Annotated in this window: 14 protein-coding genes; 11 read left to right on the plus strand and 3 right to left on the minus strand. The window is 46.8% G+C overall.

From position 1 onward, the window contains the following. Positions 1–8: 8 nt before the first annotated feature. From WFI24_RS12710 to coaD, 10 genes are all read left to right on the plus strand, one after another. A complete protein-coding gene (locus tag WFI24_RS12710; protein ID WP_336761186.1) occupies positions 9–1,778 on the plus strand; it encodes a cache domain-containing sensor histidine kinase in 1,770 nt (589 codons plus the stop codon). Positions 1,779–2,130: 352 nt separating this feature from the next. After that, complete coding sequence (locus WFI24_RS12715) at positions 2,131–3,414, plus strand: extracellular solute-binding protein (protein WP_336761276.1); 1,284 nt, start codon at positions 2,131–2,133, stop codon at positions 3,412–3,414. A gap of 141 nt (positions 3,415–3,555) precedes the next feature. Continuing rightward, positions 3,556–4,446: a carbohydrate ABC transporter permease gene (locus WFI24_RS12720; protein ID WP_036610887.1), complete on the plus strand. Its 891-nt coding sequence runs from the start codon at positions 3,556–3,558 to the stop codon at positions 4,444–4,446. Then, a complete protein-coding gene (locus tag WFI24_RS12725; RefSeq protein ID WP_336761188.1) occupies positions 4,439–5,269 on the plus strand; it encodes a carbohydrate ABC transporter permease in 831 nt (276 codons plus the stop codon). The genes WFI24_RS12720 and WFI24_RS12725 overlap by 8 nt, the downstream gene beginning before the upstream one ends. Before the next feature lie 157 nt (positions 5,270–5,426). Continuing rightward, positions 5,427–8,474, plus strand: coding sequence for a glycoside hydrolase family 2 TIM barrel-domain containing protein (locus WFI24_RS12730; protein ID WP_336761190.1), 3,048 nt, complete (start codon positions 5,427–5,429; stop codon positions 8,472–8,474). Between the two features lie 153 nt (positions 8,475–8,627). Beyond that, entirely contained in the window at positions 8,628–8,933 is a 306-nt protein-coding gene (locus WFI24_RS12735; protein WP_145319032.1) for a hypothetical protein, read from the plus strand. Positions 8,934–9,040: 107 nt separating this feature from the next. Next, the gene (locus WFI24_RS12740) at positions 9,041–9,322 is read left to right on the plus strand and encodes a hypothetical protein (RefSeq protein ID WP_336761191.1); all 282 of its coding nucleotides are present in this window, start codon (positions 9,041–9,043) and stop codon (positions 9,320–9,322) included. Between the two features lie 130 nt (positions 9,323–9,452). After that, on the plus strand, positions 9,453–9,887 hold the full coding sequence (locus tag WFI24_RS12745) for a hypothetical protein (RefSeq protein WP_336761192.1): 435 nt from the start codon (positions 9,453–9,455) through the stop codon (positions 9,885–9,887). 301 nt (positions 9,888–10,188) lie between these two features. Next, complete coding sequence (rsmD, locus tag WFI24_RS12750) at positions 10,189–10,797, plus strand: 16S rRNA (guanine(966)-N(2))-methyltransferase RsmD (RefSeq protein ID WP_336761193.1); 609 nt, start codon at positions 10,189–10,191, stop codon at positions 10,795–10,797. Position 10,798: 1 nt separating this feature from the next. Beyond that, on the plus strand, positions 10,799–11,305 hold the full coding sequence (gene coaD / locus WFI24_RS12755; RefSeq protein WP_085981453.1) for a pantetheine-phosphate adenylyltransferase: 507 nt from the start codon (positions 10,799–10,801) through the stop codon (positions 11,303–11,305). Here the strand turns inward: coaD and WFI24_RS12760 are convergent. Continuing rightward, entirely contained in the window at positions 11,283–12,617 is a 1,335-nt protein-coding gene (locus WFI24_RS12760; RefSeq protein WP_336761195.1) for a nucleoside recognition domain-containing protein, read from the minus strand. The two genes, coaD and WFI24_RS12760, sit on opposite strands and share 23 nt — an antisense overlap. A gap of 323 nt (positions 12,618–12,940) precedes the next feature. Between WFI24_RS12760 and WFI24_RS12765 the strand changes: the two genes are divergently transcribed. Further along, on the plus strand, positions 12,941–13,981 hold the full coding sequence (locus tag WFI24_RS12765) for a SepM family pheromone-processing serine protease (RefSeq protein ID WP_336761197.1): 1,041 nt from the start codon (positions 12,941–12,943) through the stop codon (positions 13,979–13,981). A gap of 195 nt (positions 13,982–14,176) precedes the next feature. On the opposite strand, the gene WFI24_RS12770 is transcribed toward WFI24_RS12765, so the two are convergent. Both WFI24_RS12770 and hmpA read right to left on the minus strand, forming a co-directional pair. After that, positions 14,177–15,409 carry a nucleotidyltransferase gene (locus WFI24_RS12770; protein ID WP_336761199.1) on the minus strand — a complete coding sequence of 411 codons (1,233 nt, stop codon included), beginning with the start codon at positions 15,407–15,409 and terminating at the stop codon, positions 14,177–14,179. Positions 15,410–15,669: 260 nt separating this feature from the next. Further along, on the minus strand, positions 15,670–16,905 hold the full coding sequence (hmpA, locus tag WFI24_RS12775) for an NO-inducible flavohemoprotein (RefSeq protein WP_336761201.1): 1,236 nt from the start codon (positions 16,903–16,905) through the stop codon (positions 15,670–15,672). Positions 16,906–17,076 lie beyond the last annotated feature (171 nt).

A 17,076-nucleotide genomic window follows, 5' to 3' on the forward strand; every position in this document is an offset into this window, starting at 1 on the left:
ATAAGATCATGAAGAAATGGATGAACCAATTATCTCGTCTCGGATTATTTCCCAAGTTGTTTCTGGTTATGGTTGTCAGTATTGTTCTCGTCTCTGTGCTCATCTTGTGGACGACCATTCACATGTCAACCAATCTGTTCACCGAGACGTTCAGCATCACGAACTCGAAGGTACTTAATCAGATCAAAACGAATTTTGAATCGTTTAACGAGGCCATTGCTGCCGTATCCAATAATGTAACTCAGAGTGGAGCCATTCGAGGATTCCTTTCTGAAGGAGATGCGGATTCACTCACCATGGCCAAATCCTTCTATAATATGCGTGAAACGATGGAACGTATTCAATCGATAACAGAATCGTATGAAGTAGGGATAACGATTATCGGGATCAATGGGCGGAGTTATTCCACTAATCGTGCTCACCTTGAGATGTCAGTGGATGAATTGAAAGAGGAACCGATCACGGTGGAAGCCGCTGAGACGCCGAGTCGTCTTATCTTTGATGATTACCAAAACGATGCAACGGTCGGAAGTCAGCAGATGATCTCTGCCACGAAAGCACTGACGGATCGAACCCGCAGCCGAATATACGGTACGCTTTATGTCACTATGAGAGAAGAGGCGTTCCGACAGTTCTATGCCAGCTTTACTAGTCGAGGCAATGACGTGGTCATTATGAACGAAAAAGGTGAGATTGTATCTTCGAATCGTGAAGACTGGATTGGGACAACTCAGCTCGATTTGCTGTCCTATGCCCGAGAGATGAACAAAACGTCTCCGAGAAGCATCAATGCTCGTGTGATGGATCAGGACAGCGTTGTTCTATCGGAGTATTTACCGTTCTATCGGTTTTACATTGTCAATGTCGTGGATAAGGATCTGGCGATGGGTCAACTCATCGACATGAAGACGGTTGCCCTGATCTGTGCAGCAATTGTTGTAGGGGCTCTTATTCTGGTATTTCTCATCACCAGCCAGATTACCAAATCCCTGCGCAGACTTGTGAAGCAGATGTCCAATATTACGAAAAGTGATCTGGACAACTATATTCCGGTGAGCGGAAGCTACGAGAGCAGGCAGCTGGGCCATGCTTACAATTACATGCTTGATGAACTGCATGATTATGTGGATCAGTTAGTGCAGACCCAGCATGAACAACGTAACGCAGAACTTGCAGCTTTACAGAGTCAGATTAATCCTCACTTCTTGTACAACACACTTGCTTCTGTCAAAGTTTTGGTGCAACAAGGTAACAAGGACAGGGCAGCGGAGACCATTAATGCGCTGATCGGATTGCTACAGAATACGATTAGTGATGTGAGTCAGACCGTTACGGTTGAACAAGAAGTCGAGAATTTGAAAAATTATGTCTTCATTAATCACGTCAGATATGGAGGCCGGATTAAAGCAGCTTTCTACGTCGCTCCCGATTGTACACATTACCATGTACCGAAGCTGGTTATACAGCCGTTTATCGAGAACGCATTTTTCCATGGATTTATCAAAAAAGAGACGGGCACGATTCATGTCATGGTTTCCAGAGCGGGGGAATCGCTCATCTGTGAGATCATGGACAATGGTGATGGAATTGAAGGGCTTGTTATGGGAGAAACATTGCCTAATCCGAAAAACAATCGTCAACTATTCAGCGGCATCGGAATTCGCAATGTGCATGACCGCATTGAGCTATTGTATGGTTCACCTTACGGTGTCACGATTATGAGCAACGTCGGTGAAGGGACAAGAGTGACCGTAACACTGCCTTTGATCACGAGTTGAGTTGTATACCTAATCCAACTGAATACACCCGAAATTGAGATCCCTCGCTTCTGTGTTTCTGCAGAGACGGGGGATTTTCATGTTTCAAAGGTGAAGTGAGAATACATATTTGTACTATTTCAAGATCAAGAAATTACAAAATCAAAAGAAATTACAAAAAACCAAATTTAATGCAAGCGGTTTCTGTAAAGGTTTTCATTGTAGCAATAAGATGACAAATCCGTACAAAATTATTACTAACGAATGGAGATATGGGAATGATAAGATGAATATATCGAAAGCAACCGCTTTCAGAAAACGCAAACAAATTACACACAAAGAGGTTAAAGGGGAGTTGAATGTTTTGAAAAAAATGTGGGTATTGATGCTCGTTACAGTATTGCTGTTGTCTGCATGTTCATCTGGTGGTGGAGGTAATTCCGCTAGTGGTGGCGACGAAAAAACAAACGAAATTACGGTCTGGGCTTGGGACAAAGCTTTTAACGTTGCTGCAATGGAAACAGCAAAAGAAGCATATCAAAAAGCAAATCCTGATGTGAAAATTAACATCATTGAATACGCTCAAGCTGATATCATTCAGAAACTGAACACAGGTCTTAACTCCGGAACTGCCAGCGGTCTTCCAAACGTAGTTCTGATTGAAGACTATCGTTCACAAAGCTTCCTGAATGCATATCCTGATGCGTTCAAAGATCTGTCTTCCAACGTCACGGCTTCCGACTTTGCAGATTACAAACTCGGACCAACAGCATTTGATGGCAAACAATACGGAGTACCATTTGACTCCGGCGTTGCTGGCTTGTACTACAGAACAGACTTGCTGGAGCAAGCTGGCTACAAAGCAGCTGACCTGCAAGACATCACTTGGGATGACTACATCCAAATTGGTAAAGACGTAAAAGCTAAAACAGGTAAAGAGCTTCTTTCTCTTGACCCGAATGACCTTGGTTTGATTCGTATGATGATCCAAACTGCAGGTAAATGGTATTCCGCAGAAGATGGTAAAACACCTGACATTGCAACTAATGCCGCTCTGAAAGAAGCGTTTATTACTTACAAAGCAATGATGGATGCCAACATTGTTAAATTGCACTCTGACTGGAGTCAATTCGTTGCCAACGCCAATAACGGTAGCGTAGCAACAATTCCTACAGGTAACTGGTTCTCACCATCTGTACGTCAAGAAGCTTCCCAATCCGGTAAATGGGCTGTAGCTCCAATACCGAAAATGGCTGGTCAAGCAAACTCTGTTCACGCATCCAACCTGGGTGGTAGCTCTTGGTATGTTATGAACAACGTTCCTGGTGCAGATCAAGCAGCTGATTTTGTAGCAAAAACATTTGGTTCTGACAAGCAATTGTATCAAGATCTGTTGAACAACATCGGCGCAATTGGTACGTACAAACCAGCAGTTGATGGTGACGCGTATGCCAAAGCAGACGAGTACTTCGGCGGACAAAAAATCTTCACAGACTTTGCGAATTGGACGAAAGAAATTCCAAGCGTAAACTATGGTATCAACACTTATGCCATTGAAGATATTCTGGTTGTAGAAATGCAAGCATTCCTGAACGGTAAATCAATCGATGACGTTCTGGCTGATGCACAAAAACAAGCTGAAGCACAATTAAACTAAGATACCCAAGGTAACTTATAGAACCCTAGGAAACATCGGAGCCGTCTCCCACGTCCGGCGCAAGTCGAACCGGATATGGCGAGAGGCTCCGTGGGTTCTACCCATGTTCCATGGAGAGAGAGGAGCCATACTGTGAAAGCCATGAATACAGGAGACAGTCTCCAAAAGAAAAATAATTTGACTGGATGGGCTTTTGTTTTGCTGGCTGTTGTCGGGATTGTTGCATTTTACTTCTACCCGATGATTCAAGCGCTGCTCTTATCGTTCAAGTCTGGTGTAGGAGCCAATCTTGAATTTTCGGGCCTTTCTAACTACAAAAGATTGTTAGTGGATACAACATTCCGTACAGCATTATCGAATACATTTATCTACTTGATTATTCAAGTGCCTGTAATGATTATTCTTGGTTTGTTTATTTCCGTATTGCTGAATGACAGCACACTACGTTTCCGGAGCTTCTTCCGTACAGCGATTTTCTTGCCTTGTGTAACTTCATTGGTAGCGTACTCTGTTGTATTCAAATATCTGTTCGCACCAGATGGAATGGTGAATCAATTCCTGATGGGCTTGCACATTATTGGCGATCCAATTCAATGGATCACAGACCCGTTCTGGGCTAAAATTACGATCATAATCGCCGTTACTTGGCGTTGGACCGGATATAACATGATTTTCTATCTGTCATCCCTGCAAAACATCGATCAATCGATCTATGAAGCTGCAAGAATTGACGGAGCGAATGCTTTTACACAATTCTTCAAAATCACAGTACCTTTGCTTAAACCGATTATCCTCTTCACGTCCATCACATCAACGATTGGTACATTGCAAATCTTCGATGAGATCATGAATATTACCAAAGGTGGTCCAGGTAATGCGACCATGTCGATTTCACAATACATCTACAACCTTTCGTTCAAATATTCACCGGACTTCGGTTATGCAGCAACAGTGTCGTATTCCATCGTAATCTTGATTATTGTATTGTCCATCATCCAGTTTAAAGTGGCAGGTGATAATAAAAATGGCTAAAGCTAAAGCAAAACGGATTTTCACGTATGTGTTCCTATCCATCGTCGCCTTTGTATCCATTTTCCCTTTCTTCTGGATGCTGGTCAGTTCAACAAATGCATCAGTCGATGTAACCAAGGGTAGACTGCTGCCCGGTTCAGCCTTCATTGATAACTTCAACAAACTGATTGAATCGACGAATCTGGTACAGGCTCTCGGAAACTCGGCGATTATCTCTGTGGTCTCCACTCTCTTGGCACTGTTTATTGGTTCCATGGCAGGTTATGGCTTCGAGGTATATCGCACGAAGTCTCGTGACATTGTGTTTAATATCCTATTGTTATCCATGATGATTCCGTTTGCAGCGATTATGGTACCCCTGTATCGTATGTTTGCAACAATCTCGGGAGTTGCACCGGTTATCGGAATTAACACGATGGCAGCAGTTATCTTGCCAACCATCGCAACAGCGTTCTTGATCTTTTTCTTCCGTCAGAACACCAAAATGTTCCCGAAAGACTTGCTGGAAGCTGGACGTATTGATGGTTTGAGTGAACTCGGGATCTTCCTGAAAATCTATATGCCAACCATGAAAACAACATATGCAGCGGCAGCAATTATTACCTTCATGAGTAGCTGGAACAACTATTTGTGGCCACTCATTGTATTGCAAACACCTGACCAACAAACGATTCCACTGTTGATCTCGAACCTCGGTGCTGGTTACTCTCCGGATTACGGAGTAATCATGACAGCGATCGTTATTGCAACACTACCTACAGCAATCGTTTTCTTCATCATGCAGAAACATTTTGTTGCAGGTATGGTAGGTTCCGTGAAGTAATGAAAACAGCATAATCCGTGCAAATGACGGGTGCAGGAAAGAAGAGAGGGCGCTGTTATAGCGTACCTCTGTCTTTTTTGTTTATGTAAAGCAAAAGGAAATCCAGAGTACACCTTGAATAAGTCAAACTATAACGTTTTAAAGGGAGAGAGAGCCGATGAAAGCAACAAAGGCAGATATCAACTGGTTGGGGGACGTAAGTGTATTTGAGGTGAACCGTCTTCATGCCTATTCCGATCACCGTTATTACCAAACAATGGAAGAAGCAGTAGGTTCAGGCGCGATGTCCATGCGTTATGATCTGAATGGTACGTGGAAATTCAACTATGCCATTCGTCCGGACAGCCGTTCTGAGTTTTTCTATACATCCGATTTCTCCAGTGAAGGCTGGGATGATATTGAAGTTCCGGGACACATCCAGCTTCAGGGATACGGACAGATTCAATATGTAAATACACAATACCCTTGGGATGGTCTGAACGAAATTCGTCCGCCGGCATTGCCACAGGATAAAAATCCGGTTGGGAGTTACATTCGCACATTCCACCTGCCGACAGGTTGGGAGTCGAATCCGGTATATATTTCTTTCCAGGGTGTAGAGTCTGCATTCTATGTATGGCTTAACGGACAATTCGTAGGATACGGGGAAGACAGCTTCACGCCATCTGACTTTGATCTGACGCCATTCCTTCAGGATGGAGAGAACAAACTTGCTGTTGAGGTGTATCAACGCAGCACAGGCAGCTGGCTGGAAGATCAGGATTTCTGGCGTTTCTCAGGCATTTTCAGAGATGTATATCTGTATACTGTTCCGGCTGCACACGTTCGTGATGTTCATGTTCGCACAGATCTGGACAAGTCTTACACCAACGGTACATTGCAACTGGATCTGAAGCTGGAAGGAAAAGCTGTTGCAGGAGCGCGCGTAGAGGCTGAACTTCGTGATCGTGAAGGCAATACCGTTAAAACGTTTGAATCCCAAGTTAACGATGGACAAGTAAGTCTTCGTGAAGATATCGGTAGGGTGAACCTGTGGAGCGCAGAGATTCCATACTTGTACCGTCTCTATCTTCGTGTATATGATGCTGCGGGTACACTGGTTGAGGTTGTTCCTCAAGCCGTTGGTTTCCGTACATTCGAAATGATCGACAAAGTAATGCACATCAACGGTAAACGTATCGTATTCAAAGGTGTGAATCGCCATGAGTTCAACCCGCGTCGTGGACGTGCGGTTACGAAGGAAGATATGCTGTGGGATGTTCGTACGATCAAACAAAACAACATGAATGCCGTACGTACGTCACACTATCCAAACCAAAGTCTCTGGTATGAGCTGTGTGATGAATATGGATTGTATGTTATTGACGAGATGAACCTGGAGACACACGGATCTTGGCAGAAACTTGGTGCTGTTGAGCCTTCATGGGTTATTCCAGGTGACAAACCGGAATGGCATGATATCGTTATGGACCGCGCTGTATCCATGGTGGAACGGGACAAAAACCATCCGTCCATTCTGATCTGGTCTTGTGGTAATGAATCACATGGTGGTGAAGTCATCTACAAAGTATCCCAATATTTCAAATCGGCTGATCCAACACGTCTGGTGCATTATGAAGGTGTATTCCATGATCGCCGTTTCGATGAGACCAGTGATATGGAGTCTCGCATGTATGCCAAACCGGCTGACATTGAGGAATTCCTGAATGCGAATCCGACTAAGCCGTATATCAGCTGTGAGTACATGCATGCCATGGGTAACTCCATTGGCGGTATGCACAAATATACGGAGTTGGAAGACAAATATCCGATGTATCAAGGTGGATTCATCTGGGATTACATCGACCAATCCATTTATAAAAAAGATCGTTACGGCAAAGAGTTCCTCGCTTATGGCGGAGATTTTGGTGATCGTCCATCAGACTACTCCTTCTGTGGTAACGGGATCGTTCATGCTGATCGTAAAGTAACTGCGAAAATGCAGGAGGTCAAATTCCTGTACCAGAACATCAAGCTGTTCCCGGATCGTGAAGGCGTTAAAATCGTGAACGGTAACCTGTTTGCAGATACATCTGCGCTAGAACTGGTTTACAGCCTGGATCGTGAGGGACATGAAGTGCTGCGTGGAACATTGGAAGTCAACGTAGATGCACAAAGCGAGACGGTTGTGAAGCTTCCGCTCAATGCAGCCTCTTTGGCTGGCGGCGAGTACGCTGTGAACACTGCACTTGTGTTAAAAGAAGCTACACTGTGGGCTGACAAAGGCGAAGAAGTGGCGTTTGGACAGTTTGTTTTCACACAGGATCAGGTGGATGATGCAGCCCAGGCGGACCTGAACCTTGTAAGTGATGTACAGGTTATTGAAGGAGACGTTAACATCGGTGTACGTGCCGGCAAGACGCATGCGCTGTTCTCCAAACAGTTCGGGACACTGGTTTCCCTTAAATTGTCTGGTCGTGAGACCATTGCCGTACCACCTGCACCGCTCTTCTGGCGTGCAATGACGGATAACGACAAGGGTATGGCGATGGGCTTCGAACTGGGTGCCTGGTATGCAGCGAGCCTGATGCCACGTACTGTGGAGTGGAAAGCAGAACAGAAACCGGACCAATACCGGATCGAGTTCACCTACAAACTCAACATTTCGGAAGATGTACAAGTAAAAGTCGTATATACCGTTCATGCAGATGGAAGCGTACGTGTGCATAATACGTACAAAGGTACAGCCGGATTGCCGAACCTGCCAATTCATGCATTGTCCTTCAGAACATCACCTGACTTCGAAAACGTGGAATGGCTCGCGATGGGACCAGAAGAAAATTATGCAGACCGCGCATTTGGCGCACGTCTCGGTATCCACGGCAGCAAGGTAGCTGATACCATGGCTCCATATTTGGTACCACAGGAATCAGGCAACCGTACAGGCGTACGTTGGGCCAAATTGACAGACAACGCGGGACGTGGCTTCAAAATTGAAGCATCCGGAACCCCGGTTGAGCTGAATGTCTCACCATATACAGCATTTGAACTGGAGAACGCACAGCATGCGTACGAATTGCCTCCTGTGCACTATACGGTCGTCACTGTAGCGGGTAAACAAATGGGTGTCGGCGGTGATGACAGCTGGGGTGCTCCAGTTCATCCGGAATACCTGATCCCTTCGGACGGCGAACTGACATTCGAATTCGTCATTCGTGGACTGTAATTAAAAGCATATGTGGATTAAAGAACAGAGGTCTTCGCTTGTCGGAGGCCTCTGTTTTGTTATGTGAATGAACAGCTTGGGACGCACTGTATGAAACCGTTCTCGCTCTGCTCTCGTAATGTACGAGATAGGAATCATAAGAGGGGGTTCAAGATGAGTAAAAAAGCAAAGACAGGTATATGGGTGACGGTGTTGGTTTTCTTGGGTATCATTGTTGGATGTTTCATATGGTACTTCAATACGGCTTCGGGTGAACGTGCACTCAAAACGATGAGGTCCAATAACTCGGGCGGTCTGGAGCGGGTCGTTAAAGTGTATAGTGATTCTGGTGAATTGATTCAGACCTACGATGGCAAAATTGACGTCGAAGATACGGAATACGGGAATAAAGTGTTATTCGATCTCAATGGGAAACGTGTTGTGATCTATAATGCAACGATTGTTGTCGAGGAGAAGTAAAGCATAAATGCCAGTTCTGAATGAGCCTGAGTTTGGAATTTGGAATGACACCCTATTGCTTATATGGTAAAATTAAGGAAATGTTATAAGGGTCGGGTGAGATTTTTATGTTGGATATGTACCTCATAATTACTGTTGCAATCTTGGGAATGATTCTATTCTATAGCTTGATCGCCTATTTTTTGATTCGTTTCATTTCGAGAAAAGCATTCAAGCTTACGTTAACCAAATATGAAGTGACTGAGATTATAACCTGGCTCGCTGTGCTGTTCATTACCTTCATGATGATTAAGACACGTTCGATGAATTTTCTCTTGCCGGTTGTTTTACTTCTCATTCCATTGATCAATTTGCGACTTTCCAATCGGAAACATCGAGAGCTGAATTAGTATGGTCTTGCTAAGTTAAGGTAATGCACAAGAAAGATGAATGTAGGAAAGGTTGACGAAGTTTACATCACTAGTCAACCTTTTTTAGTTTGATTACAAATGTTGATATTGAACAAGGAGGAGTTTAATAATGATCCTGGGCAAATCGACAGATACTTCAGGATTAACGCAGGTTGCCAATCTTGCGGATGAGCTGCAGCCCGTATTTCATAAGGTAGAAAGCAAATATCAAATAGTTGATATTGAACTCTTCTTTGTTTTCCGGTGTCTTCCTGAAGGATACGAGAGGAAATCGACGGTCAGGCATGTGAAGAAGGAAAATGTCATCTATTTTGATCTGGTGGTAAGTGAGGATCGGTATAAGACATTAAGCAAAAGCAAACAACGGTATGCGTTAAGCCATGAGTTTTATGCTTTTTTGGGTGAAAAGATCCAGAAATACAAGATTGAACATCTAAATGCGAATGAATTTATCGCAGATATGGGCATGTGGCTTAGGGAGATTGGATGGTTGCAGACCGAAGAGCAAGCCGAAATAAGTGAGTTTGAAGAAAAGTATAACTAACCAAATAAATGAAAACATAGACAACAAAAAGAAGCCCTCTTTCGAGAGCTTCTTTTTCATGGGAGAGGAGAAACCGGACGAAGAGCTTATGGGGAAACGTAAGTCTTCTCCGCGGTTGTCTACGACACTTGTGATGTCGATAATTATAGAATCGCCCGATTGTTTCCTTTTTATACATATGCGTCAACAATTCGTCAACAATTTTCCATGGCAAATGAAGACCGAGCATTTTTCAAACTGAACCCGAGTGTGGTACGATAGCCGTATCAATAAACTTACATAGAGAAAAGGTGACTCGTCAGTGAGAGTGGTATCTGGGAGTGCGAAAGGCAGACCGCTGAAGGCTGTCCCTGGCACAGGTACGCGGCCGACCACCGACAAGGTGAAGGAAGCGTTATTTAGCATGGTTGGTCCTTATTTTGAGGGCGGCACAGCATTGGATCTGTTTGCAGGCAGTGGGGGTCTCGGTATTGAGGCGCTGAGCCGCGGCATGGACAAGGCTGTTTTTGTTGATTTGGAATCGAAAAGTATTGAAGTCATCCGCATGAATCTGAAGGCGACCAAGCTGGAAGACCAAGCGGCTGTATACCGTAATGATGCAGGTCGTGCATTGAAGGCACTCGCCAAGCGAGGCACAACGTTCGATCTGGTATTTCTCGACCCGCCATATCGCATGAAGAACGGGCACGAGTTGATGCTGACCATGCACGAACTGGAACTTCTGGAACCTGAAGCAACCATTGTGCTTGAATATGAATCCAAACATGGTTACCCTGAGCAATTCGGCCCGTTTGAACAAACGCGCAAGGCTTTGTATGGGGAGACGGCAGTATCCATCTATTATTATGCGCCTGAAGCAGTTGAAGATGGAGAATCCATTACACCGGAAGAGGAGGCTCCTCATGACTGAAATGATACATCGACAGGAACGGATCGCCGTATACCCTGGAAGTTTTGATCCCGTAACGATGGGGCATCTGGATATTATCGCCAGGGCGTCGAAGCAATTTGATCGCGTCATTGTGGCTGTGTTAAACAATATGAGCAAAAATCCGCTGTTTACGGTGGAGGAACGCAAGGAATTGATCACAGAAGTAACCCGCCATCTACCAAATGTGGAGGTGGATAGTTTCCGCGATCTGACAGCCAATTACGTCCGGCAAAAGGAAGCTCAGGTCATCGTGCGCGGTATACGCTCGGTAACTGATTTTGAATATGAGTTGCAGTTGGCATCGACCAACAGCAAGTTGAACCCGGATGCGGAAACGATATTTATGATGACGAACCCGAAATATTCGTATCTAAGTTCCAGCATCGTGAAAGAAATCGCTCATTATCATGGAGATGTAACAGATCTTGTATCACCTGAAGTGGAAGCTGCACTACGTCAGAAAATCAGCGAGAAAACCGGCGGTTAAACCAGAAAGTAAGACCCGATAGACTAATCATGACTGCTAGAAGTAACACTAGACCCATGCATGCAGCAGGAAAAGCGCTCCATATGGTGTTCATTGTATATGTGTTGTCTGGATGATGTATGAGTAGCCAACTGAATGGTGTTGACAGGTCCTGGTCTGCATTCGTCTGTAATGTGGTCCAGGCTTGTGTGCTGTATTGGCTGAACGGCATCCAGAGGAACAGACTGATCAAAAAGGCGATGATCCCATGCGTCAGACGGACTCCGGCAAAGTACAACATGGATTTGCTGTCGGGTCCAGTTGTCTTCAGGACAGCAGAGACTTGCAGATGGGAGCATAGACCGCCCCATCCCAGAACAGCTGCAAGCAGGGACATCAGCAGGGCAGGTGTAAGTGAAGTTTGGCTCAAATGGTAGGTACCCAAATGTAGCTCGAAAAAGGCCGGCCACAGCGCAGCAGAAGACCCGGGAGTCAGATAAAGGGAGAGTAGTCGGATAAATACGGCGAAACCGATCATGTACCCTCCGGTCATCATCAGAGTCTGCACAGCCTGGGATACGGTGTCACCCAGAAGTTTGCCAAATCCTCTTCCATCACGACGGTGAGCCTCCCTGGCTGCAAGTGTCATCTCAGACCATATATTGCGTCGTTTCAACGAAGTGTGGTGAGGGATGGAGGAGTGACTTGTGGAACTTGCAGGAATTACAGGCTGAGAATCAATAGAGCTGCTCTCTGCCTGGATGGCTGAGCCATCTGGACTTCTACGCTTACCCGGTGCAGGCTGGAGACGCACTGCAAGGATGGCAGCGATCCAGCCGCTGATCCAGTGAACCACTAAGAGGAAATATCCGGCAGCAGGCTGGTGAAGAAAAGCAGCACCCACGACCAGGATGATCATCATTGGATTGGCAAAATGAGCTGCTGCTGCAAGGACAACCGCCTGCTTGGCGGTAATTTGTCTATCCTGAAATAAACGGGATACCGCATCCGCTCCTGCGGGAAATCCGCCGCACATGCCAACAGCAATAGCCAGCCCTGCGTTGCCTGGAAGTCTGAACCATCGTTGCATCAACGGTCCGAGTAAGGCGCCAATCGCGTGAGTGAAGCCAAACGCAGTGAGCATTTGGGATAACATGAGGAATGGGAGCATGGCAGGAAAGATGATTTTCCACCATACATCCAGACCTTGAATTGAGGCATCAAACGCTTCTTTGGGGGAAGCGACTACTGCAATGACCAGTGCTAAAGCGCCAGTACTTAGAAGTATCGTTCGTAACGGGCCAGAGTCTCTAACCTCGCTCTGTATTGTCATCGTTTCACCTCATATCAAATAACGCCGATTCGGCATCTGAATCATTATGGACGGCCGAATGACGCCCGAAGGGCGGTTCGGCCTTGACCGGACAGGCTATGGAATACAGCGGCCTATCCGGCCTGTACCATTGTATGCACAGGGACCAGAGTGTTAGACTTGGAAATAAACGATTCAATCAGATGAGCTGAGTATTTGCATTACAAAGAGCGTGAAAACTAACCGGAGAATGGAATTATTCAAAAGGTGGTATTGTGATCTCTGGAATAATGTGGAATATAGGCTCATCTTGTATAGAGATACAAAGAACGGAGGCTCATGCGATGAATCGGATTCGGAAATCTGGCGGATTCAGAGCTTCGATCTTTGTGATCGTGGTGGCTCTGGTCGTCTATGTTGCCGTGTACATGCCAACACCGTATATCATATATATGCCTGGCAGTGCAGACGAAGTAAAACCCATGGTAACTGTTAAAGGCGGAGACCAGGAAGAACGCGGTGTGTTCATGATGACAACCGTATCGGCAACCTATGCCAATGTGTTTTTGCTAGGAACCTCTCTGTTCAATCGGAATGCTCAAGTGGATAAAAAGGAAGACCGGCTGCGCGGCAAAAGCGAAGCGGAATATTCCGCCGAACAAGTATGGTTCATGAGTGACTCGCAATCCTCCGCAATGGAGGCTGCTTATGAGCAGGCTGGTGTGGCGTACTCCATTGTACCTGAACATATCTTTGTATTTGGACTGTCCGAAGATCCGAAACCGGAAGGAGATATTGCTCCGGGAGATATTATTCTGGGAGTGAACGGTACTGCTACGCCGGATAATACGGTGCTTTCTGCCCAGTTAAAAGATAAAAAGGTCGGAGATACGGTCGAAATGCAACTGGAACGTGGTGGAGAGACCATTAGCCGGGACGTGAAACTGATTCAGGTAAAAGACAGTAAAACGGGTGAAACCCGCCCGGGACTCGGCGTAATGATTGGTGCGGTTCAGAAGGTGAAAGCTGAAGATCCGGACAAACAGATCTCTTTCACCGATACCCAGGTTGGTGGTCCGTCTGCCGGCTTGATGTTTACGTTGGAGATCTATAACCAGTTAACACCTGGAGATCTGACCAAGGGTCATCGAATTGCGGGTACAGGCACCATTACCAAGGACGGTGTGGTGGGTGCAATTGGTGGTGTAGTGCACAAGATTGTAGCCGCTGACCGAAAAGAAGCGGAGATTTTCTTCGTGCCGAAGGATAATTATAAGGAAGCAGCAGCCAAGGCTGAACAGATTGGCACCAAAATGAAACTTGTACCTGTGAGCACGGTGGATGATGCGCTGGCTTACCTAAAAACCTTGTCCGTGAAGGAATGAAGAGTATCAAAAAATAGGGAAATAAGGATGTTAATAAGAGAATCCCCTTGTTGCGAAATGCCTGAGCGGCACGCTACAAGGGGATTTTTTCTTGTATATTTGCGTATGGTATTTCGGCTATCAACGATTCGGTTGATCTTAGAGGTGAGAGGGGCAACGTATGTGCAAAATGAAGTTTTTATGGTCAAAAGTGGTTTACAGCCTCACAGGTGACTCATAGTAATCACTGAACATTCTGCGTGTATCACTATGCTCACAAGCGAGTCCATACGCTACCTGAGCTTGTATATCCAGTTCCAGTTGATTGTGTGTGAACGTGGACGTTTTTAGCACAACAGGCAGCAAAGCAGCCTTTTTCATCTGTTTAAGCAGGCTCTGCCCTTGAGCATTAAATCCGAGGACTCGGAGATATCCGGGTCCAGCAGCCAATTGCTCTGGTGAACACTCGGCTTTGGTGTGATTCAGGAGCAGGTGTGCGAGCATACGCTGGAGCTTCGTGCGTGTGTAACGTTTGGTCTTCAGTGCATTCAGGAGTGCCTCGACTGAAGGCTCCGGGAGCTGAGCGAATGTACGGCTCAGCCGGTGTTCCAGGCCTTCCGTGACTTCGGCGATGCGTTCCAGCTCGGAGGCACGGCGGGTGGCCGCAAGGTGCAACAGCGGCTGCGCAAAGCGCTCCCAGTGTATGGGAGCGCGCCCTTCCTGCCATTCGCGATGCAAAATGGCAAGGGTTGCCGCCGGCACGTATGGCGCGGCGGCGTCGGGTCCGTCCGCCATCAGCAGGCGGCGGACGGCTGTGGCACTGGCGATCGCCCCCGGCCCGGGCGTCGCCTCATGATACGCGGCACCGGTACGTGCCGCCGTAAAGGGCTGGATCGCGCTGCCAAGTCGTTGCAGCGCGATCAGGTAGTGCAGCCCAAGCGAATTGTTGGGCTGCTCCAGCAGTGCAGCGGCGTCGTGAGCATCGACGCCGCCAGGCGCCAGCGCTGCCGCCGCGCCTGCGTACGCGGCGGGGTAGCTGGCGCCTTCCCGCAGGCGGCGCGCGATGTCCTCGCGCATCCCTGCGGGCTCCACAGCCAGCACGCGCGCAATGCGCTGCAGGCTGTCCAGGTCGCCGGACTCGCTGCCGAAGCAGAGCGAGTCCACAACGCCGGTGCGGTGCAGCAGCGATACCGCACCGAAGGCGAACCACTCCGCCGGTTGGACCGCGTAGGCCACCGGCAGTTCAAGCACCAGATCGGCGCCGGCGTGCAGCGCCATCTCGGTGCGTGCCCTTTTACCGACGATGGCGGGTTCGCCGCGCTGGAGAAAAGGGCCGCTCATGACCGCAACAACGGCGTCTGCCCCGCTTAGTCGCCGAGCTTCCTGCAAATGATAGACATGCCCGTTGTGCAAGGGGTTATATTCAACAATGACGCCTACGGCTTTCATGATTAGACGTGCTCCTCTCAAATGAGATGAATGGGTATGTATGCATGATGTTACAGATATATTTTTTCAATGCCAGTTGGGTTGGTAAGCTTACGGCAATATTGTATAACGCACACTCAAAATGCTAGAAACGCTTTTCATTCCATCATAGGCGATGACCTCTATTAGATCAAATCACGGAGTCTGTCAGACCAATGAAAAAAGGCACAAATCCAACATCAGCAGATGTCAGACCGTGCCTTCAAGCATGTTCAGAACGCTTAGACACTTTCCGGTGCGGGAGAAAGACTAGCTTTGGGTCCGAAAAATTCATAATGAATGTTGTCCGCTGCAACACCAAGCGCCAGAAGCTCCGTATACATTGCCCGCATAAACGAAACTGGCCCACACAGATAATAAGTGGAATCCAGTTCATCAATGACTTGGCGAAGCCAAGCCGCATCCATGTAACCTTCCTTATGAAAATGACTGTTCGTACGATCAGAATCCTCAGGTTGTGTATAGCAATAATAAGCTTGAACGCCCTGATTACCTTCGACCAGGCTGTTCACATGATCACGGAAAGCGTGAGATTGACCATTCGGACTTGCATGCAAAAATGTAATTGCACGGTTTTCGTTCAAATGAACCAACGTATTTAACATACTGATCATTGGCGTTAAGCCAACACCACCACTAAGCAGCACAACAGGACGTTTATCCTCTGCATTTAGCGTGAAGTCGCCAGCAGGAGCGGATAGTTCCACCTGACTGCCTTCTTCAATGTGATCATGTAGATACGTCGAGATAACTCCGTCAGGGCGCTCTAACACACCTCGCTCACGCTTAACGGAAATGCGATAGTATGGTTTACCCGGGGCATCTGAAAGGCTATACTGACGAATCTGAGTAAATGACTGTGCCTCTGGCTGAATTTTGATGCTGATGTATTGTCCTGGTTCATAGCTGGCAATAGGCTTACCATCGTCTGGAACGAGATAAAAGGACGTGATGACTTCGCTTTCCTGCACTTTCTTGGCAACTTTGAATGTCCGGAATCCTTCCCAGCCACCTGTCTGGTTTTCCGCTTCTGTATACATGTCCTGTTCGATCCCGATAAAGGCGTCTGCAATGACATTGTAGGCTTCGCCCCACGCCGTGATGATCTCATCGGTAGCCGCGTCTCCAAGAACGTCTTTGATAGCTTGTAACAGATAGGTGCCGACAATCGCATATTGCTCGGGAACGATACCCAGACTACGATGTTTATGTGCAACTTGTCGGACGGCAGGCAGGATGGAGGACAGATTATCGATATGAAGGGCGGCGGTGTACACCATATTGGCGAGGGCGGCTTGCTGCCGTCCCTGTTTCTGATTTGCATGATTGAAAATATTCAGCAGTTCCGGATGAGCTGTGAACATCGTTTCGTAGAAGTGGCGTGTGATCGCTTCGCCGTGGACTTCAAGTACGGGGACTGTAGATTTAATGATGGTAATTGTGTGTTCGCTTAACATGCATATTCCCTCCCGATAGGATAATGAAATAGTTGAATAATAAATCGGTCATAGAGCTGATCGTGCTTCGGTTTATAGCAAGTATAGATAGGGGACAAGAAGGTCTGTGTGACATAGATCACACTAAACGTTAACGAAATGTGACCGGTGTTTGCAAGGAACTACCACTAA

This window comes from Paenibacillus sp. USHLN196 (genome assembly GCF_037144955.1).
In the GTDB taxonomy this organism is placed as follows: Bacteria; Bacillota; Bacilli; order Paenibacillales; family Paenibacillaceae; genus Paenibacillus; species Paenibacillus xylanexedens_C.